The sequence below is a fragment of the Marinobacter nauticus ATCC 49840 genome (assembly GCF_000284615.1).
Taxonomy (GTDB): domain Bacteria; phylum Pseudomonadota; class Gammaproteobacteria; order Pseudomonadales; family Oleiphilaceae; genus Marinobacter; species Marinobacter nauticus.
Genome location: NC_017067.1, coordinates 331,972 through 350,941, shown reverse-complemented (window position 1 = coordinate 350,941; position 18,970 = coordinate 331,972). Strand labels below are relative to the sequence as shown.

The following is an 18,970-nucleotide window of genomic DNA, read 5'->3' as shown; positions in this document are numbered from 1 at the left end:
TAATGATTCGACAAGGACTCTGGCTGGCAATCCCGCTGATTGCCCTGACCGGCTGTAACAGTGATAACGACGACGCGCCCGCAACGGAAACCGAGCGCTTTACCGTTAACATCTTGCATATCAACGACCACCACTCCCATCTGGAAGCGGGCTCACAGTCCCTGGATATCGCTGGTGAAGAAACCGAATTCAGCGCCGGCGGCTTCCCCCGGGTGATCGCCAAGATCAACGAACGAACCGCCGAACTGGACAACGTGCTGAAACTGCATGCCGGAGATGCCATGACCGGCACCCTGTACTTCACCTCCTTCGAAGGTGAGGCCGATGCCGAGCTGATGAACCAGGTGTGTTTTGATGCCTTTGCACTGGGTAATCACGAGTTTGATCGTGGTGACGAAGGGCTGGTGAAATTCCTCGACTACCTGGCGGCAGGCAGCTGTAACACGGCGGTTCTCGCGGCCAACGTCAAACCGGCCATCGGCACCCCATTGGCCCCGGTGGCCCAGGACGATTACATTCAGCCATACACCATCAAGAACATTGATGGCCAGCAGTTGGCCATCATCGGCATCGACATCGCCAACAAAACCCGCAACAGCTCAAGCCCAATGGCAAGCACTGAGTTTCTGGACGAAACCGAAACCGCCCAGGCCATGATTGATGAGCTGAACGACCAGGGCATCGACAAGATCATCCTGCTGACCCACTACCAGTATGCCAACGATCTGGCGCTGGCCGAGCGCCTGTCTGGAGTGGATGTCATTATCGGCGGAGATTCCCACACCCTGCTTGGCACCTTTGACGCCTACGGCCTGAGCGCCTCAGGCCCCTACCCCACCGAAGTGACCAATGCCGACGGCGACAAAGTGTGCGTGGCCCAGGCCTGGCAGTATTCGCGTGTGCTGGGTGAACTCAGCGTGACCTGGGAGAACAATGGCACTGTTTCCTCCTGCTCCGGAACGCCACACCTGCTCCTGGGCAACCCCATCATCCGTGATGACGGCACCGACGATGGCTACCAACCCCAAGGCGAGGAACTGGCCGCCATTCGGGCAGCCATCGAGGCGGACCCGCAACTCAGCCTTGTGACGGACGACCCGACCGGCGCTCAAACCCTGGCCACGTACGCCAACCAGTTGGACAGCTTCCGCAATCAGGTCATCGGTACCGCATCCGAGGACCTGTGCCTGGCCCGAATTCCCGGCCGGCCATACGGCGATGACACCTGCGCCAACGAAGACCCGAACCGGGGGGGGGATATCCCGAACCTGGTGGCTCAGGCCTTCCTGTTCCAGAGCAAGAATGCCGATGTTTCGATCCAGAACGCCGGCGGCGTTCGCACCGACATTCTGGCCGGCGATATCACCATTGGTGATGCCTACAACCTGCTGCCGTTTGCCAATACCCTTACCGATCTGACCATGACCGGAGCAGAAATCAGACAGGTGCTGAATGAAGCAGTGGATTTCGCCCACGTTGAAGGCGGCTCCACGGGTGCCTACCCCTATGCCGCCGGTCTGCGCTGGACCGTCGACATGACCAGGCCTGCTGGCGAACGCCTTTACGACATCGAAGTTCGGCCCCGGAGTGAAACCACCTGGCGCGCTCTGACCGACGCTGAAACCCTGAACGTCGTCACCAACAGCTTCACCGCGGCTGGCCGTGACGGCTACCTGACCTTCGGAACCGTCAGCGAGGATGGCCGAGCCACGGATACCTTTCTGGACTATGCCCAATCCTTCGTCGATTACGTCAAGGAAGAGGTAACCCTCAGCAAGCCCGTCCAGGGCGAGTACTCCACTCAGATGTACACGTCAGCACCGTAACGAGTGCTTGCAGGAGCATCCGGCACTAACGGATGCTCCTGCCCCTCCTGTCATTACCCTTGAAGAAACCGTCCGCTGGCGTCATTGTGAAACGCTGAACACCGTTGTTTCTTCACAGGTACCGGAACCCCATGTCCAGAACACCCGATTACTCCCTGCTCGAACTGGCCTCTGTGCGCGAGGGCGACTCCGTGGCGACGACACTGGCCAACAGCGTGCGTTATGCCCAGCATGCGGAGGCACTTGGCTTCAAGCGTTTCTGGCTGGCCGAGCACCACAATATGGAAGGGATTTCCAGTTCCGCCACCTCGGTATTGGTGGGGCACATCGCTGGTAAAACCGGGAGTATCCGGGTGGGCTCCGGCGGTGTCATGCTGCCGAACCATCCACCGCTGGTGATTGCCGAGCAATTCGGTACCCTGGAATGTCTCTATCCGGGCCGAATCGATCTCGGCCTTGGCCGCGCACCGGGTACCGATCCGGTCACCGCCCGGGCCCTGCGACGGGATGGTCTGGGCGCCGAGCAATTCCCGGAAGACGTAGCCCGTCTGCAGAACCTGCTGGGGCCGCTGCAACCGGGCCAGCCGGTGAAAGCCATTCCCGGTGCTGGCACCAATGTTCCCATCTGGCTGCTGGGCTCCAGCCTTTACAGCGCGCAACTGGCGGCGATGCGGGGCCTTCCTTATGCCTTCGCCGGCCACTTCGCACCGCGTCTCTACCGGGAAGCCCTGAAGGTCTATCGCGAGAACTTCGAGCCCTCAGAACAGCTGCGACAGCCCTATGCCATGCTGGCCATTCCCGCTATCCCGGCGGCCTCAAAGGACGAAGCGCGGCATCTGGCCACCACCAGCTACCAGCGCATTCTGGCCCTGTTTCGCGGGCAGCCCCTGTGGATGCGACCGCCGGTCGAATCCATGGACGGACTCTGGAATCCGGCCGAGGAGGCCGGTGTGCGGGACTTCCTGAAACTGCAGATCATGGGCAACAGTGAAGACCTGCGCCGGCAACTCGACGACCTGCTGACCGACATTCAGGTGGACGAACTGATGTTCACCATTGATATCCACGACCCGGACAAACGCCGACAGGCCCTGGATATCCTGGCCGAAACCCGTTCCCCGCGAACCGACTCCGACGCAACCATCAACTAGGCAGAACCTGATCATGGCTCAACCGGCATTCTATGTTTTTCTCTCCCACGGTCTGGAAAGTGGCCCCGGCAGTACCAAGATCCAGGCCCTGAAAACGGTGGCTGAAACGTTTTCAGGCGTTTATGCCGAGGCGGTGGATCATCGCAGCACCAAAGATCCTGCCGAACGCCTGGAGCAGATGCGCCACGCCATGGCATCTGTCGGTGCAAGGCCCGAACAGACCATCCTGGCAGGCTCCAGCATGGGCGGCTGGGTCTGCGCCCGGACCAGCGAACAGGCTCCGGTCAGGGGCTGCTTTATGCTGGCACCGGCACTGGCGCTACCGGATTATCCGGAGTCCAACCCGGTGATTGGCGCCCACCACGCTCGCATTATCCACGGCTGGAACGACGATGTGGTACCGGTAATGCCGGTTCTGGAGCTGGCCCGGAGGCAGCAGATTGAAGCCCTGGTCCTACCCGACGGACATCGGCTGGAAAACAGTGTCCAGCGGGTGGCAGAGGAGTTCAGAAGGTTCCTGTTCCTGTGTGTTGAAAACCCGAATCCATCCTGAATTCATGCACTTGCAATTTGGCTTAATCGGCTATTTGCGTGCAGCTTATTTCCCCCGTTTCCTTGCGAAAACCGCTTTGATTTGCCAGTCTTTAATAATGTAACAATGGATTAACGTAAAATAACGAGCGGAGACAACCCGATGAGCAGCACAAGTAAATTCAGGAAACTGGCTGGTATTTCAGCGCTGGCATTTGCCGGCCTGACCGCGGCAAATGCCGTGAATGCCGCCAACTGGCGCTACGCCCATGAAGAATACGAAGGCGACGTTCAGGACGTATTCGCGTACAAGTTCAAGGAATACATTGAAGAGAATTCCGACCACACCCTGCAGATTTACCGTTTCGGTGAGCTGGGTGAGTCTGACGACATCATGGAACAAACCCAGGCCGGTATCCTGAACTTTGTAAACCAGTCTCCTGGCTTTACCGGCTCTCTGATCCCGGAAGCGCAGATCTTCTTTATCCCGTACCTCATGCCCACCGACATGGATACCGTGATCGAGTTCTTCCGCGAGAGCGAGGCCATCAATGAGGACTTCCCGGAGCTGTATTCTGAAAAAGGTCTTGAGCTGCTGAAGATGTACCCGGAAGGGGAAATGGTAGTGACCGTTGATGAGCCGGTGACCTCTCCTGAAGACTTCAACAACAAGAAGATCCGGGTAATGACCAACCCGCTTCTGTCCGAGACCTACTCTGCGTTTGGTGCTACCCCAACCCCGCTGCCATGGGGTGAAGTATACGGTGCGTTGCAGACCAACATGATCCAGGGTCAGGAGAACCCGATTTTCTGGATTGAGTCAGGTGGTCTGTATGAGGTTTCCCCGAACCTGGTATTCACCGGCCACGGCTGGTTCACCACCGCCATGATGGCGAACCAGAACTTCTACGAAGGCCTGTCTGATGAAGACAAGAAGCTGGTTCAGGATGCCGCGGATTACGCCTTCGAGGAAATCATCGTACACATCGATGGTCTGGCGGACGAGGCCCTGGAAAAGATCCAGTCCAACAGCGACGAAGTTACCGTGACCCGTCTGACTGACGAACAGATTGAAGCCTTCAAGGCCCGCGCGCCACAGGTGGAAGAGAAGTTCATCGAAATGACCGGTGAGCGTGGTAAAGAGCTGCTGGAGCAGTTCAAGGAAGATCTGAAAGAAGTTCAGAACGACTGAACCTCGCCAAACGGTTGCCCCCGCTCCGGCGGGTGGCAACCCAGCTTTAACCCCGCCCCGCCGGGGATTCTTCCCGCCGGGAGCGACATGTTCTGGAGCAGAATCCATGTCCGAGAATTCCCCGGAGATCGAAGACGATACCGGTCACTATGAGTCCGGCTTGCCTGGCTTTCTGGGCACGATTGACGTCTGGATTTCAAAAATCGAAGCCGTCATGCTCGCCGCTGGCGTGATTCTGATGGCGGTAAACACCTGCGCCAATGTTATTGCCCGTTTCGTGTTCAGCGAGGGCCTGTTTTTCTCCGGTGAAATCAACCGGATTCTGATCATTCTGATTACCTTTGCCGGCATTGGCTACGCCGCCCGGCACGGCCGCCATATCCGCATGTCCGCCATGTACGATGCCTTCCCGACCAAGGGCCGCAAGGTACTGATGATCATCATCGCCCTGTTTACCTCCGTGGTCATGTTTTTCCTGTGCTATCACTCCTTCGAGTATATCCAGACCCTGTACAGCCGAGGTCGGATTTTGCCAGCGCTTGGTTTTGAGATCTGGTGGATTTACATCTGGGCCCCTGTCGGTTTCGCCATTACCGGCATCCAGTACCTGCTGACCGCCATCAAGAACTTCACTACCAAAGACGTGTACCTGTCGACGGGTGTGGTGGACGGCTACGCCGATACCGAAACCGAAGTCTGAAGCAGCGTGAACCCATAGGTTAAGGAAAGACACACCATGGCAACTATTATGATGATCGTCATGATCGGGCTGCTGCTTCTGGGCTTCCCGATGATGATTCCGCTAACCACTGCTGCCGTCATCGGCTTCGTTATGATGTTCGATGGCTTCGGGCAGATGGGCACATTCATCCAGCAGATGATGGGAGGCATCCGGCCAGCGTCGTTGATTGCGGTACCCATGTTCATTCTGGCGGCCGATATCATGACCCGGGGCCAGTCTGCGGACCGCCTGATCAATATGGTCATGGCCTTTATCGGCCACATCAAAGGTGGCCTCGCCATCAGTACCGCCACCTCATGCACCCTGTTCGGGGCGGTGTCTGGCTCAACCCAGGCCACCGTGGTCGCAGTGGGCTCACCGCTGCGCCCGAAAATGCTCAAGGCTGGCTACTCCGATCCGTTCACGCTGGCTCTGATTATCAACGCCAGTGATATCGCCTTCCTGATCCCTCCCAGCATCGGCATGATCATCTACGGGGTCATCTCGGAAACCTCCATTGCCGAACTGTTCATTGCGGGCATCGGCCCGGGCATCCTGATTTTGTTCATGTTCTCGATCTACTGCCTGATCTACGCCTACAAGAACGATGTTCCGACTGAAGCCAAGGCCAGCTGGAAAGAACGGGCGATGTCAGTCAGGGATGCTTCCTGGCCCCTGATGTTCCCGGTGATCATTGTCGGTGGTATCTACGGTGGTATTTTCAGTCCCACCGAGGCAGCGGCAGTCTGCGTGCTCTACGCCTTCCTGCTGGAATTTGTGGTCTTCCGGTCGCTGAAACTGAACGACATTTACAAGATTGCCAAATCCACCGGGCTGATCACGGCTGTGGTGTTCATTCTGGTGGCCGTGGGTAATGGCTTCTCCTGGATCATTTCCTTTGCCCAGATTCCCCAGGCCATCCTGGAAGCGGTGGGCGTCAACGAGGCCGGGCCTGTGGGCGTGCTGATTGCCATCTGTGTGGCCTTCTTCATCGCCTGTATGTTCGTCGATCCCATCGTGGTTATCCTGGTGCTGACACCGATCTTTGCGCCCGCCATTCAGGCCACCGGGCTGGATCCGGTGCTTGTCGGTGTGCTGATTACCCTGCAGGTGGCCATCGGCTCTGCCACGCCACCCTTTGGCTGCGACATTTTCACCGCCATTGCCATCTTCAAACGGCCCTACATGGAAGTTATCCGGGGTACGCCTCCGTTCATTTTCATGCTGGTGGCGGCTGCCGGCCTGATCATCGCCTTCCCGGATATTGCCCTGTTCCTGCGTGACATCGCGTTCAGGGACTAGATCCACAGCCACTGATCAAAGGAGAACAACATGTTTAAACGGATTCTGGCCGCTGTGGATGGTTCCAAAACCTCACTCAAGGCACTGGATAAAGCCATTGAACTGCAGAAACTGATCCCGGACGCCGAGATCTACATCCTCTGTGTGTACAAGCATCACAGCCTGTTTGAGGCGTCGTTGTCTATCGGAAGGCCCGACGACATGGACATCCCGGACAAGGTGCTGTCTGAGTATGCCAAAGGCGTAGTGAACCACGCCAAGGAGCTGGCCAAGGAGCATGGCGCCACCAAGGTACGCGGTTTCGTCAAAGCCGGCCGGCCCTCGAAGGTGATTGTGAAATTTGCCCAGGACAAGGAGGCCGACCTGATTGTAGTGGGCACCAAGGGCACCAACAGCGACAAGGACGGCACCTTTCTGGGCAGCGTCTCGCACCGGGTTGCCTCCCAGGCCAAGTGCCCGGTGCTGGTGGTCTGAACCGGCGAAACCCTCCCCGCTGGACAGCATATTCCTTGCTGTCCGGCAATCACGGATTTCCGCAGTCTGCTTGATTTTTCACCGTGCTAGACTGCCTCGCCTCGGATTACTTCTCATTCACAAATCACAAGGCGTCTAGCCATGACTGCAATTGTTGATTTTCTCAACTCGATCCTCTGGGGCTATGTCCTCGTCTATGGCCTGCTTGCCGTAGGTGTCTTCTTTACCATCCGTCTGGGCTTCCTTCAGTTCGTCAATTTCGGCGAAATGGTCCGCGCCATCCGTGGCTCCCGGGAAAGCGATGTACACGGGATTTCTCCGTTCCAGGCCCTGTGTACCAGCCTGGCCTCCCGGGTGGGTACCGGTAACCTTGCCGGGGTTGCGGTTGCCCTGTACCTGGGCGGTGCCGGTGCCATTTTCTGGATGTGGATGGTAGCCCTCGTCGGTATGGCCACCGGTTATGCGGAAAGCACTCTGGCCCAGCTGTACAAGGTTCGCGACGGCAAGGGCCAGTACCGGGGAGGCCCGGCGGTTTACATTGCCAAAGGCCTGAAAGCGCCCTGGGCTGCGGCCATTTTCGCGGTCTGCCTGATTATCTCCTTCGGCCTGGTTTTCAACGCCGTACAGGCCAACTCCATTGCCGATGCCATGCAGGGCGCCTTTGGTGTGCCCAAGCTGGGTGTCGGCGTGGTCATCGCGGCTTTTGCCGGCATTGTCATCTTTGGCGGTCTGCGCAAGATCGTTCGCTTCGCTGAGTTTGTCGTGCCGTTCATGGCCGGCGCCTACGTACTCCTGGCGCTGGGCGTGATGGCCATGAACATTACCGAAGTCCCGGGCATTCTGGCGCTGATCGTAAAAAGTGCCTTTGGCCTGGAAGAGGCCGCCGGCGGCGCGGCAGGCTCCATTACCGCTGCCATGCTGAATGGCATCAAACGCGGCCTGTTCTCCAACGAAGCCGGTATGGGCTCGGCACCCAACATTGCCGCGACCGCAACCCCGGCTCCGCACCATCCCTCTTCACAGGGTCTGGTTCAGGCATTCGGTGTCTTTATCGATACCATCATTGTCTGTACGGCGACGGCCGTGATGATCCTGTTGGCAGGCGTTCTGGAGCCGGGTTCCGGTGTGACCGGCACCCAGTTGACCCAACAGGCCATGGAAGTACACCTGGGTGAGTTCGGGGGCTACTTTATCGCCATCGCGATTCTGTTCTTCGCCTTCACATCCATTGTCGCCAACTACACCTACGCCGAGAACGCTTTGATCTACCTGCGCGGCGGCAACACTCTGGGCTTGACCCTGTTGCGGCTCGCTGCGCTGGGCATGGTGATCTGGGGTGGCTACGAAGCGGTGGTCACGGTATTCAATGCGGCGGACGCATCCATGGGGCTGATGGCCACCATCAACCTGATTGCTATCGTTCTGTTGTCCGGCACGGTTGTGAAACTGACCAAAGACTACCTGGCTCAGCGCAAGGAAGGCCTGGTGCCGCACTTCAAGTCCAAGGACTATCCTGAGCTGCACGAAAAGATCGACAGCAATATCTGGCATTGATGTCAGAGCGTGGCCGCAACTACTCGGTTGCGGCCCGCTTCCTTGGCCTGATAGAGCGCCTTGTCGGCGGCCCGGAACAGCTCGTCATACTCAGCGCAGTTTTCCGGCCAGCAGGCAATGCCTGCGGAAATCGTTAGCCGACCCAGACTGTGCCCCCGGTGAATGACGGGGTCTGCTGCAATCCTTGTCCTGAGCTGTTCGGCCCGCTGCCGGGCTTCCTCCAACGAGGCGCCGGGCATCAGTACCGCAAACTCCTCGCCGCCATAACGACAGACAGTGTCGCTGCCGCGAAAACACAGAGCCAGGACCTCGCCCATCATTCTCAACGCCTGATCCCCCGCCTCGTGACCATGACAATCGTTGAACTGCTTGAAGTGGTCAATATCAAAAATTAACAGACAGAGCGGGCGAGCAGAGCGCGCAGACACTTCTCCCTCGTGACGGTAGAGTTCATCAAAATACCGGCGGTTCTTCAGCCCCGTCAGGCTGTCCTCGTAGGAAAAGCGCTGCAGTTCGGCTCTCAGGGTCAGCCCGGAAAGCGTTATGCCGATTTTTTCCACCGACTGAAAGACCCAGGCAATGAGCCGTGCAATACCGTAATCCCTGACGGCCTCAGGCAGTTCCGGACGATCCAGCAATAGCACTCCCTCTGGACTGCTATCAGAGCGTGCTGACTCTATCCTCAGGAAAAAACACAGACGAGCCGGTACGGCGTTCTTACGCACGGGAAGCGTAGTTTCGGTCAGTTCGGTCAGGCGGGCATCAAGTGATGTTGCAAAGCTTTCCTCAGGCGCCGGTCCCCAGGCAACCAATTTCTCAAATGTACCGCCGGCGTCACGGCGATAGAAACAGCCCGCCATGGGTAGATAGAGTTCCGGCATGGCGCGCTTCAGGGGCTCAAACGCCTCCTCAACGTCGGCGCAGTCCTGCAAGGCTGCAATCACGTCCGCGAGCTTCTGACTTTTTTTACTCTCAAGAGCCAGTAACCTTGCCCGGGCTACTTCCCGCTCAGCCAATGCCTCTGCCCTGGCCGTACGCTCCTGGACTTTCTGCTCCAACCGAACCGTCAGTTGCTGCAGTTCTTTCTGGGTTCGTCCGAAATGCCAGACAGAAATGCTGACCACGGCAAGCGAGAAACCCAAGGCCCCCCAACTCACCGGCACCCTGGTCCAGGGAATAAAGCCATGAGCCACCCCCATATCGACGATCAGGAGCCCGGCAAACAGACCACAGGCGATGAGCAGAACCTGCTGTTCCCGGTATAGGCCTGCAAATCGCCGGGACACAACGGCAACGAGTAAAACCAGTGAGACGACCAGTACCGAGTCGAACACCGGGAAGGTTGAAGAGAGATCCACAATGCCGGCAAGGGCAAGCCCGATAGCCCCGAAGGCAAACACCAGATGAAACCACATGAGTCCGCGAATCAGTGCCGAGGACTGACGTCCCAGCCAAAGCGCCAGCAGCAACGTCAAAGCCACAGGGATCAGGTAATAGGATGCTGCTGCGAGATAATCCCAGAACAAGGGCCGGTATAGCAGCAACAAACTGGCCTGACTCTCCGCCAACAGCATCAGCGAGACGAGGAGAGAAAAGAGAGCTACCGCAGCCAGGTTTCTCTGCGTCCGCTGGATCAGGGCAAACACCAAAGCAAGAAAAGCGATAAGCGCCGACAACGCCGAAATCACCAATTCTTCGGCCGACGCACTCAGAATGTAAAGGGTCAGATCAGGGTGATCCGTAACCGCCACTTCGCCCCACAGTCCGATGTCCGTGTAATTCGAGAACACCCGAAAATAGATGGTCTCTCCCTGATAATCATCCGGCAACGGAATTTCGTGCCAGGGCCAACCCTCAAATCGTCCCCGGCCATCCTGATCGAAGGTTCCGTATTGGTAGAGAACTTCGTCCCGGAACCAGACCTGAACAATAATATCGACACTGTAAATATAGAGAACGGGCTGATACCAGTTGCCCTCAGGCAACTGGACCCTGAACCAGGCGTGTTCACGCCCATTTCGGTTCGGCGGGTTGGAAGGAAAGCCGATGCTGTGCCATTGATCGGGGGCCCTCTCAACGATCCAGAGCGGGCGACCGTCCTCTAGCCAAGGAGAGTCTCCCCAACGATACTCCCAGCCTTCGCTAATCGGCTGCATAGCCGCGTTTGCAGACGATGCCGGCCACACCCCAAAAACGACGAGCGCGATCAGAACGACAGCCTGGTAGGGGGAAGCGCGCAAAACGGACCCTGCCTCATCAAATGATAGGGTAAGTATAAACCCTTACCGGCAATTGCTGAACTTTCTCACCTATTTTGCCTGAGCGTGAACAAAGCGAGGAGCGCCGATACGGCCATGAGAAAGAACGCCACCGCGTTAAGTACCGGCGTGGAGCCTTCGCGCAGACGATTGAACAGCGCGACCGTCAAGGGTGTATCACTCCCTGTGAGCATGACCGTGGTATTGAAGTTTTCGAAGGACATCAAAAACGCCATTGCCGCGGCCCCGAGGATGGAGGGAAGCAGCCACGGCAGGGTAACCGTGAACCACGCCACAACCGGCGTGGCACCCAGATTGAGGGCAGCCTCTTCCAGCTGTCGGTCGAATTTGCGCAGCCTGGCCGCAATCACCAGAGTAGCCAGGGTGGTAATGAAGGTGACCTGCCCCATCACCACCAATGTCAGCCCCGGCCGGAACAAGTCCAGCTCGATACCCCACAAGCGGGAGACATCGTTGGCCATGCCACTGTAGAACACCAGAATGGACACCCCGAGAATCACGCCCGGAATCACCAGCGGCAGCAGCATCAACAGATACAGCAGCTCCTTGCCGCGAAACTCCACCCGCTCGAACAATACCGCATTCACGCAGCCAAGCCCCACACTGACCAACGTCACCCAGAACGCGATTTTGGTACTGACCCAGAGCGCACTGAGCAAGCCGTCGTCATGAAAAAGCCCGGTACGCCCGTCGGTGCCGTCGGCCAGATACCAGTCCAGGGTAAAGCCCTGCCAGGGTAATGACGGGAACGGAGAGTCGTTGAATGCGAACACGGCCGTCACCAGCAAAGGCAACGCAAGATACAGGAAAAAGGCCAACAGATAGCTCAGGTAAAGGGCATCAAACAACCGGGACCGAGGTACAGAACGGATCATGACATCACCCCATAACCTTGCGCAGGGATTGCCCGGTCAGCTTCAGGCCCAGCCAGACCAGCAGCGACGACAATACCAGTAGCAAGACCCCCAAAGCCGCCCCCTGCTCCCAGTTAAACCGGGTGATGAACTGGGTGAAAATCTGCTGGGTAAACCAGGCACTGTCTTTGCCCCCCATCAGAATCGGCGTGAGGTAACTGCCCAGGGTGAGCATGAACACCACAATACAGCCGGAGACAATGCCCGGCATGGCCCAGGGAATCACCACCTCCCGCAGCACGGTACCGTGGCCGCCGCCGAGATCGTAGCCGGCCTCGACCAGGTTCTCGTCCATGCCGTCGAGCGTGGTCACCAGCGGCACCACCATAAACAGCAGGCCGTTGTAGACCAGGCCGATGATCACCGCGACATCGTTGTAGAGCATCTCCACCGGGCCATCCACCCAGCCCAGCGCCTGCAGCCAGGAACTGAACAGGCCGCTCTCCCGCAACAGGATCATCCAGCCGTAGGTACGCACCAACTCGCTGGCCCAGAACGGGATCAGGCAAGCCAGGAACAGAATACCCTTGCTCCTCCCCCGAGCCAGGCGGGCAATGTACCAGGCAATGGGAAAGGCAATCAGCAGGGTGAGGAAGGTGGTGAACAGGGACATGAGCCCGGTACGCACGAAGGTACGCCAGTAGTAGGACTCACTGAAGAAATTCTGGTACTGCTCCAGCCCCCAGGCCAGGGTATCCCAGCTTTCCCGTACCTGGAACGACACCCGCAACATCTGCAGATGGGGCACCAGCACCAATAGCACTATCCAGAGCAGGAAAGGCGCCAGTAACAGCCACAGCGAGAAACGGCTAACCGAGCTATTCACTGGTGCGCAGCTCCAAATACCCGGGCCAGGTCCGGATCCCACGACAGCTCAAGGTGGCCGTCCTGCGTCAGCGCCGGCGCCGAGCCGTCCTGGGGGAGTCGTGCAAATAGTGCCTGGCCATTGCTTTCGACTTCAACCCGGCTGTTGGCGCCATCAAACAGCGTGGTCCGGACTCGGGTCTGCAGTGAGGAGGAACCCGCGACCGCAGCCGTTTGCGAAAACGACAATGATTCCGGCCGAATATACAGTTCTGCCTGGGCACCGGGTGCCAGGCCCGCCGACGCAACCCGACCGCGTACCACCGCACCATCGCTCAGACGAACAGCCGCCACATCATCGGCCACGGACACCACCGTCCCCGCCAGGCGATTGTTGTCGCCGACAAACCCCGCGACAAACGGGGTTGCCGGATGCCGGTAAAGCTCCTCCGGCGGCGCCACCTGCTCGAAGCGGCCATTTTTCATCACCGCCACCTGATCTGACATCACCATGGCTTCGGACTGGTCATGGGTGATGTACACAAAGGTGGTGCCAAATTGCTTTTGCAGGTGCTTGAGCTCGATCTTCATCTGCTCCCGCAGTTTCAGATCCAGGGCCCCGAGAGGCTCATCCAGCAACAACAAGGTGGGTTCGAGCACCAGGCAGCGGGCCAGGGCCACGCGCTGGCGCTGGCCACCCGACAATTCCTGGGGATTGCGATTTTCCAGTTCCGGCAGCCCCACCTGTTCCAGCACCCGTGCAATCCGCTTGCGGCGCTCGGCCGCCGGCACCTTCTTGCGCTTCAGGCCATAGCCAATGTTGTCACCGACGGACATGGCGGGGAACAGCGCCAGGTGCTGAAACACCATGTTCACCGGGCGCTTGTTGGGGGGCACCTCATTCATGCGCTGGCCGCGAATGAAGATATCCCCTTCATCCGGCTTGTCGAAGCCTGCCAGCAGCCGCAGCAGGGTGGTCTTGCCACACCCCGACGGCCCCAGAATGGAGAAGAAGGTACCCGCAGGAACATCCAGCGACACATGGTCCACCGCCGTGTTGTTTCCAAAGCGGCGGACCAGTCCGCTGCAGGACAGGTCAGACTCTGTTGCCATAAGGATCAGTTCGCCGCCTGGACGCGATCCAGCACCTGCCCTTCCATGGCTTCCAGCCCCGGTGGTACCGGCGGATACCATTTGATGTTGTTGATGGCTTCTTCATCGAAGCTCAGGCGATAGGCGTCCCGCAGCTCAGCGTTCACAAACTCATCGGCGCCTTTGGAGGCCGTGAAGTTGCCGGAGGCATTGGTGATTTTGGCCGCAATTTCCGGCTGCATCACGAAGTTGATCCACTTGTAAGCGGCTTCTTCGTTTTCGCTGCGGCGCGGGATAGCAAAGGTATCAATCCAGCCCAGGGCTCCGGATTCCGGCGCCACAAAGCGGATGTCCGGGTTCTCCGCATTCAGCTTCCAGCCGCCGGCATCCCAGGCCATGGCAGCGGTCACTTCTCCGGTACGAAGCAGCGACAGCAGTTGGTCGCCACCGGTCCAGTAGGTTTTCACGTTGTCTTTGCAGTCGATCAGTTTGTCTTCCACTTTCGCCAGGATGGACTGGTACTCGTCCCGGTCTTCATAGGCCGCAAATGGATCCATGCCCATGGCGAAGGCAAAGCCGATCAGCGTCGGCCGCTTCAGGCGGTAACTCACTTTGCCAGCCACTGCCGGGTCACACAGGTCGGTGTAATCGGTAACGGTGTCCGCGACGGAACTGTGCACAATCAGGCCACTGGTACCCCAGACCGAGGGCACACCGTAAGATTGACCATCCAGAGCCGTCGACTCCTGAGTCGCCTTCACCATCGACGCCTGCAACTGGCCGGTATTGATGCGGCTGTAATCAATGGGCTTGTAGATGTTGAACTGGCGCTGTACACCCACGATGCGATCCTGGCTCGGCTGGGCCAGATCAAAACCGGCGCCACCGGTGGCCCGAAGCTTGGAGATCATGTCCTCGTTGTTGGACAAGGTGATCTTTACATCAATTCCGGTTTCTTCCTCGAACTGGGCGACCACCTCATCCGGGGCGTAGCCACCCCAGGTAATCAGGCGAAGTTCTTCCGCCAACAAGTTGCCGGAAGCTGTGGTTGCGGCCAGCAGGGTGGCCAGTGCTGATATCCGTGTCTTGCGCAGTGCCATGGTCGTTCATTCCCCTGAAACGGTGTTATGCGAACTCGCTAAGGTTTTGTTATCAGGAAGTTATAGACCATGTATTTCAGTTTTGTGAAACCTGGACAATAAAAAACGGAGGCCGAAGCCTCCGTTTTTCAGGTTCATGATGCTCTTCCGGTTACTGACCGGACTTCAACATTTCCCAGTATTTGGCATACACCTGCAGCGCCTCGTCGCCAATGTCGGTCTGGAACTCGGCATTGATCATGTCGGTGGCGTTGGGGTAGCTGGCCCGGTCGTTCGCAACGGCGTCATCCAGCAGATCCCGGGCCGCCAGGTTGGGCGTGGCGTAGCCGATCTCTTCGCTGATCAGGGCCGAGATTTCCGGCTGCAGCACAAAGCTGATGAACTGGTGAGCGGCTTCCGGGTTCTTGGCGTTCTTGGGAATCACGAAGCTGTCCAGCCAGGCGATGATGCCTTCTTCCGGATACACGTATTCCAGGGAATCCAGAGTATCGCGGCCCATGACGGCTTCGCCGTTCCAGATCATACCCACGTCGGTTTCACCTTCCAGGTACGGCATGCGAGGGGCATCCGAGTTAAAGGTACGCACCGACGGCATCAGCTCGGTCAGCTTCTCGTAGGCTTCCTCGATTTCCTGAGGGTCAGTACTGTTACCGGAATAACCCAGTACCCGCAGGCCCACATGGAAGACTTCACGCATGTCGTTGGTCAGCATGACCCGGCCTTCGAAACGCTCATCCCACAGATCGGCCCAGGCGGTAACCTCGCCTTCCACATCCGCGGTATCCACGGCCAGGCCGGTGGTGCCCCACAGGTAGGGCACGCTGTACTGGTTTTCCGGATCGATATCCAGGTTCACCAGTTCCGGATCCAGGTTGTCGAAACCTTCAATCTTGCTGCGATCGATGGGCATTAGCAGGTCTTCCTGCCGCATCTTGCTCACGTAGTAGGTGGAGGGCACGGCCAGGTCGTAGGCGGCGCTCTCATCCAGCAGTTTCAGCCGGGCATACATGGCTTCGTTGCTGTCGTAGGTGGTGTAGACCACCTGGATACCGGTTTCCTCAGTAAAGCGATCCAGAACTTCCTGGGGCATGTACTCAGACCAGTTGTACAGGTTCAGAACCTTGGGCTCCTCAGAACCACTGCAGCCAGTCAGGCCCACCGCCAGCAGGCCGGCCAGTGCCAGTTTCTTCATCGTTTGCTCCTTAACAGTATCCATTGAGACAAGATCAACATGACCAGTGAGAATACCAGTAGCAGGGTGCCAAGGGCATTCACTTCGGGCTTCAGGCCCACCCGCACCATGGAATAGATGCGCAACGGCAGAATTTCATAACTCGGGCCACTGACAAACGTACTGACCACCACGTCGTCCAGTGACAGTGTAAACCCCAGCAGCCAGCCCGCCAGCAGGGCCGGCATGATCACCGGAATCAGGACCGTGCGGGTCATGGTGAAATCGTTGGCGCCCAGATCCCGGGCCGCCTCCGGCAGGCGTTCGTCAAACCCGCTGAGCCGAGCCATCACGGTGATGACAACAAACGGCAGGCAGAAGGTAACGTGAGCCAGCAACAGGGATACATACCCCAGCTGCAGCCCCACCAGCAGAAACAGCGCCAGCAGCGAAATCGCCAGGACAATTTCCGGCGACATCATCACCACAAACAGCATGCCATTGAGCACTTTCTTGCCCCGGAACCGGTATCGGTGCAGTGCCAGTGCGGTGAGCGCGCCGATCAACGTGGACACAGTGGCCGCGGAGAGCGCCAGCCAAAGGGAATTCCACATGGCCTGCACCATGGCCCGGTTGTTCAACAGGGCTTCGTACCAGCGCAGGCTCAGGCCACCCCATTCGTAACCGGTGCGGGAATCGTTGAAGGAGAATACCACCAGTACCACGATAGGCACGTAAAGCAGCAGATACACCAGCGTCAGGTAGGTGCGGGGCAGCCAGCGATTCATACACCGTCCTCCCCGATCCGCCGTTTACTCAGGCGGTGGGCGAACATCAGGAACGCCATGGCCAGGGTCAGCAGGATGCTGGCAGCGGCACCAAAGGGCCAGTTGCGGGCATCCAGAAACTGGTTCTTGATGACGTTACCCACCAGCAGGTTGCGGGAACCGCCCAGAATATCAGGCACAAAGAACAACCCCATGGCCGGCAACAGCACCAGCATGATGCCCGCCAGCACCCCCGGCAGGGTCAGCGGCACGATCACATGGATAAACGTGGACAGGCGCCCCGCGCCCAGATCGTGCGACGCCCTCAGGTAGTCCTCCCGCAGGTCTTCAAACACCGAGTAGAGCGGCAGGATCATGAACGGCAACAACAGATACACCAGCCCGATAATCACGGCTCCTTCGGTATACAGCAGCTGCATGGGCTCCTCGATCACCCCGAGCGACATCAGCGCGTTGTTGAGCAGGCCATTGGTGGCCAGGATCAACTTCAGGGCGTAGGTTCGCACCAGGGAATTGGTCCAGAACGGCACGATAAGCAGGAAGATCAGCAGCACCTGATTGCGTTTGCCGACCTTGGACAACGCCCACGCAAACGGGTAGCCGATCAGCAGACACACCAGCGTCGTCATGGCCGCCATATACAGGGAGTGCAGGAACACTTCCAGGTACAGCGGATCGAGCAGTTGCCGATAGGCATCCAGGGTCAGCGGCAGCGAAATGAAGGAGCCCGGGTCCCGGGTCATTACACTGGCACCGACCACCAGCAGGTTGGGGGTCAGCACCAGAAACAGCAACCAGCCCCAGACCAGCACCAGCACCGCCGTACGGAACGGCTGCTGTGTCAGGCTACGCATCGGTGCCTTCTTCCTCTGGCAGAGCTTCCGGCTCTGTGGGTAACAGCCATTCCCAGCCATCAACCCAGCTCACTTTGACCGGCTCGCCAAGGCGATAGTCGAAGGTAGGGTCGTCTTCGTCGAAGAATTCCGACGCCAGCACCTCGGTGCCATCCTCAAGATGAATCACCGAATCCAGGGTACTGCCCTTGTAGTTACGCTCTACAATCTTGCCAGCCACACCATCCTCATCGTCCGGCGCCAGTACCCGGATATCCTCGGGGCGCAACAGCACATGCAGAGACTGGCCACCGGAGACCGGGAAATCCGGCTTGCGGAAGGTACGTTTCAGGCCGAACACATCCACGGTGATCGTGTCGTCGCCGTTGGCTTTGTCCACCCGGCCCGGAAAGAAGTTGGTTTCACCGACAAAGCGGGCAGTAAACAGATTAGCCGGTCGCTCGTAGACTTCCCGCGGCGTCCCCAGTTGCTGGATCAGGCCATCTTTCAGCACCACCACCCGGTCAGACATGGACAGGGCTTCTTCCTGATCGTGAGTGACAAACACAAAGGTGATGCCCAGCTCCCGTTGCAGGCGCTTGAGCTCAACCTGCATGGTGCGGCGCAATTTATAATCCAACGCCGACAACGGCTCATCCAGCAACAGTACCTTCGGGCGCTTGACCACCGCACGGGCAATGGCCACCCGTTGCTGCTGACCGCCGGACAACTGATGCGGCTTGCGCCGGGCGAAATCCTCAAGCTGGACCATGGCCAGGGCATCCTCGACCCGCTCCCGGATTTCCTGCTTCGGCCGCTTCTCCATTTTCAGGCCATAGGCCACGTTGTCGAAGACCGACATATGAGGAAACAGGGCGTAGTTCTGGAATACCGTGTTCAGCGGACGGTGTTCCGGCGGGGTGTGAGTCAGGTCCTGATCGCCCAGCGCGATGGTGCCGTCATCCGGATGCTCGAAACCCGCCATCATCCGCAACAAGGTGGTCTTGCCGCAACCGGAGGGGCCCAGGAGGGTAATGAACTCGCCGTCAAAAATGTCCAGATCCAGTGAATCCAGCACTTTTTTGCCGTCGAACTGTTTGGTGAGATTGCTCAGAGATAGCAGTGTCTGTTTCATCGGCCCTGCCCAAAGTTTGAGCGGCGTATTTTTCCAGAAACAGACGCAAACAAAAAGGGGCGTGCGGATATTCCCTGACCACGCCCCTCCTGTTTTCCAGCCT

Annotated in this window: 17 protein-coding genes; 8 read left to right on the top strand and 9 right to left on the bottom strand. The window is 58.4% G+C overall.

Features of this window, described 5'->3' with window-relative positions:
• Positions 1-2: 2 nt before the first annotated feature.
• From nadN to MARHY_RS01500, 8 genes are all read left to right on the top strand, one after another.
• A complete protein-coding gene (gene nadN, locus MARHY_RS01535; protein WP_014420279.1) occupies positions 3-1,826 on the top strand; it encodes an NAD nucleotidase in 1,824 nt (607 codons plus the stop codon).
• A 131-nt stretch (positions 1,827-1,957) separates the two neighbouring features.
• The gene (locus MARHY_RS01530) at positions 1,958-2,977 is read left to right on the top strand and encodes an LLM class flavin-dependent oxidoreductase (protein ID WP_041654474.1); all 1,020 of its coding nucleotides are present in this window, start codon (positions 1,958-1,960) and stop codon (positions 2,975-2,977) included.
• A 13-nt stretch (positions 2,978-2,990) separates the two neighbouring features.
• Complete coding sequence (locus tag MARHY_RS01525) at positions 2,991-3,530, top strand: YqiA/YcfP family alpha/beta fold hydrolase (RefSeq protein WP_014420277.1); 540 nt, start codon at positions 2,991-2,993, stop codon at positions 3,528-3,530.
• A 141-nt stretch (positions 3,531-3,671) separates the two neighbouring features.
• Positions 3,672-4,700 (top strand): TRAP transporter substrate-binding protein, encoded by a 1,029-nt coding sequence (locus MARHY_RS01520; protein WP_014420276.1) that lies wholly within the window; start codon positions 3,672-3,674, stop codon positions 4,698-4,700.
• Between the two features lie 106 nt (positions 4,701-4,806).
• Entirely contained in the window at positions 4,807-5,400 is a 594-nt protein-coding gene (locus MARHY_RS01515) for a TRAP transporter small permease (RefSeq protein WP_011783906.1), read from the top strand.
• A gap of 36 nt (positions 5,401-5,436) precedes the next feature.
• Positions 5,437-6,723, top strand: a complete 1,287-nt coding sequence (locus MARHY_RS01510; RefSeq protein ID WP_011783905.1) for a TRAP transporter large permease — start codon at positions 5,437-5,439, stop codon at positions 6,721-6,723.
• Positions 6,724-6,753: 30 nt separating this feature from the next.
• On the top strand, positions 6,754-7,197 hold the full coding sequence (locus tag MARHY_RS01505; protein WP_011783904.1) for a universal stress protein: 444 nt from the start codon (positions 6,754-6,756) through the stop codon (positions 7,195-7,197).
• 141 nt (positions 7,198-7,338) lie between these two features.
• Positions 7,339-8,751 (top strand): alanine/glycine:cation symporter family protein, encoded by a 1,413-nt coding sequence (locus MARHY_RS01500; RefSeq protein WP_011783903.1) that lies wholly within the window; start codon positions 7,339-7,341, stop codon positions 8,749-8,751.
• Positions 8,752-8,753: 2 nt separating this feature from the next.
• Here the strand turns inward: MARHY_RS01500 and MARHY_RS01495 are convergent, their stop codons facing one another.
• The 9 genes from MARHY_RS01495 to potA all read right to left on the bottom strand — a co-directional run bounded on the left by MARHY_RS01495 (position 8,754) and on the right by potA (position 18,867).
• Positions 8,754-10,907, bottom strand: coding sequence for a GGDEF domain-containing protein (locus tag MARHY_RS01495; protein WP_081496546.1), 2,154 nt, complete (start codon positions 10,905-10,907; stop codon positions 8,754-8,756).
• Positions 10,908-11,056: 149 nt separating this feature from the next.
• The gene (locus MARHY_RS01490) at positions 11,057-11,905 is read right to left on the bottom strand and encodes an ABC transporter permease (RefSeq protein ID WP_014420274.1); all 849 of its coding nucleotides are present in this window, start codon (positions 11,903-11,905) and stop codon (positions 11,057-11,059) included.
• A 4-nt stretch (positions 11,906-11,909) separates the two neighbouring features.
• The gene (locus MARHY_RS01485) at positions 11,910-12,770 is read right to left on the bottom strand and encodes an ABC transporter permease (RefSeq protein ID WP_011783900.1); all 861 of its coding nucleotides are present in this window, start codon (positions 12,768-12,770) and stop codon (positions 11,910-11,912) included.
• Positions 12,767-13,861 (bottom strand): ABC transporter ATP-binding protein, encoded by a 1,095-nt coding sequence (locus MARHY_RS01480; RefSeq protein ID WP_014420272.1) that lies wholly within the window; start codon positions 13,859-13,861, stop codon positions 12,767-12,769. Before MARHY_RS01480 ends, MARHY_RS01485 begins: the two co-directional genes overlap by 4 nt.
• A gap of 5 nt (positions 13,862-13,866) precedes the next feature.
• Positions 13,867-14,940 carry an extracellular solute-binding protein gene (locus tag MARHY_RS01475; protein WP_023010712.1) on the bottom strand — a complete coding sequence of 358 codons (1,074 nt, stop codon included), beginning with the start codon at positions 14,938-14,940 and terminating at the stop codon, positions 13,867-13,869.
• A gap of 151 nt (positions 14,941-15,091) precedes the next feature.
• On the bottom strand, positions 15,092-16,132 hold the full coding sequence (locus MARHY_RS01470) for an extracellular solute-binding protein (RefSeq protein WP_011783897.1): 1,041 nt from the start codon (positions 16,130-16,132) through the stop codon (positions 15,092-15,094).
• On the bottom strand, positions 16,129-16,899 hold the full coding sequence (gene potC, locus MARHY_RS01465) for a spermidine/putrescine ABC transporter permease PotC (RefSeq protein ID WP_011783896.1): 771 nt from the start codon (positions 16,897-16,899) through the stop codon (positions 16,129-16,131). Before potC ends, MARHY_RS01470 begins: the two co-directional genes overlap by 4 nt.
• A complete protein-coding gene (potB, locus tag MARHY_RS01460; RefSeq protein ID WP_041654472.1) occupies positions 16,896-17,753 on the bottom strand; it encodes a spermidine/putrescine ABC transporter permease PotB in 858 nt (285 codons plus the stop codon). Before potB ends, potC begins: the two co-directional genes overlap by 4 nt.
• On the bottom strand, positions 17,746-18,867 hold the full coding sequence (potA, locus tag MARHY_RS01455; RefSeq protein ID WP_011783894.1) for a spermidine/putrescine ABC transporter ATP-binding protein PotA: 1,122 nt from the start codon (positions 18,865-18,867) through the stop codon (positions 17,746-17,748). The genes potB and potA overlap by 8 nt, the downstream gene beginning before the upstream one ends.
• Between the last annotated feature and the right edge of the window lie 103 nt (positions 18,868-18,970).

Bases quoted from the DNA above. Each gene is read 5' to 3' on its own strand.
- MARHY_RS01475 (WP_023010712.1), bottom strand. From the start codon at position 14,940: ATGGCACTGCGCAAGACACGGATATCAGCACTGGCCACCCTGCTGGCC.
- MARHY_RS01525 (WP_014420277.1), top strand. From the start codon at position 2,991: ATGGCTCAACCGGCATTCTATGTTTTTCTCTCCCACGGTCTGGAAAGT.
- MARHY_RS01470 (WP_011783897.1), bottom strand. From the start codon at position 16,132: ATGAAGAAACTGGCACTGGCCGGCCTGCTGGCGGTGGGCCTGACTGGC.
- MARHY_RS01510 (WP_011783905.1), top strand. From the start codon at position 5,437: ATGGCAACTATTATGATGATCGTCATGATCGGGCTGCTGCTTCTGGGC.
- potC (WP_011783896.1), bottom strand. From the start codon at position 16,899: ATGAATCGCTGGCTGCCCCGCACCTACCTGACGCTGGTGTATCTGCTG.
- potA (WP_011783894.1), bottom strand. From the start codon at position 18,867: ATGAAACAGACACTGCTATCTCTGAGCAATCTCACCAAACAGTTCGAC.
- MARHY_RS01490 (WP_014420274.1), bottom strand. From the start codon at position 11,905: ATGATCCGTTCTGTACCTCGGTCCCGGTTGTTTGATGCCCTTTACCTG.
- MARHY_RS01520 (WP_014420276.1), top strand. From the start codon at position 3,672: ATGAGCAGCACAAGTAAATTCAGGAAACTGGCTGGTATTTCAGCGCTG.
- MARHY_RS01495 (WP_081496546.1), bottom strand. From the start codon at position 10,907: ATGCAGCCGATTAGCGAAGGCTGGGAGTATCGTTGGGGAGACTCTCCT.
- MARHY_RS01530 (WP_041654474.1), top strand. From the start codon at position 1,958: ATGTCCAGAACACCCGATTACTCCCTGCTCGAACTGGCCTCTGTGCGC.
- potB (WP_041654472.1), bottom strand. From the start codon at position 17,753: ATGCGTAGCCTGACACAGCAGCCGTTCCGTACGGCGGTGCTGGTGCTG.
- MARHY_RS01505 (WP_011783904.1), top strand. From the start codon at position 6,754: ATGTTTAAACGGATTCTGGCCGCTGTGGATGGTTCCAAAACCTCACTC.
- MARHY_RS01500 (WP_011783903.1), top strand. From the start codon at position 7,339: ATGACTGCAATTGTTGATTTTCTCAACTCGATCCTCTGGGGCTATGTC.
- MARHY_RS01515 (WP_011783906.1), top strand. From the start codon at position 4,807: ATGTCCGAGAATTCCCCGGAGATCGAAGACGATACCGGTCACTATGAG.
- MARHY_RS01480 (WP_014420272.1), bottom strand. From the start codon at position 13,861: ATGGCAACAGAGTCTGACCTGTCCTGCAGCGGACTGGTCCGCCGCTTT.
- nadN (WP_014420279.1), top strand. From the start codon at position 3: ATGATTCGACAAGGACTCTGGCTGGCAATCCCGCTGATTGCCCTGACC.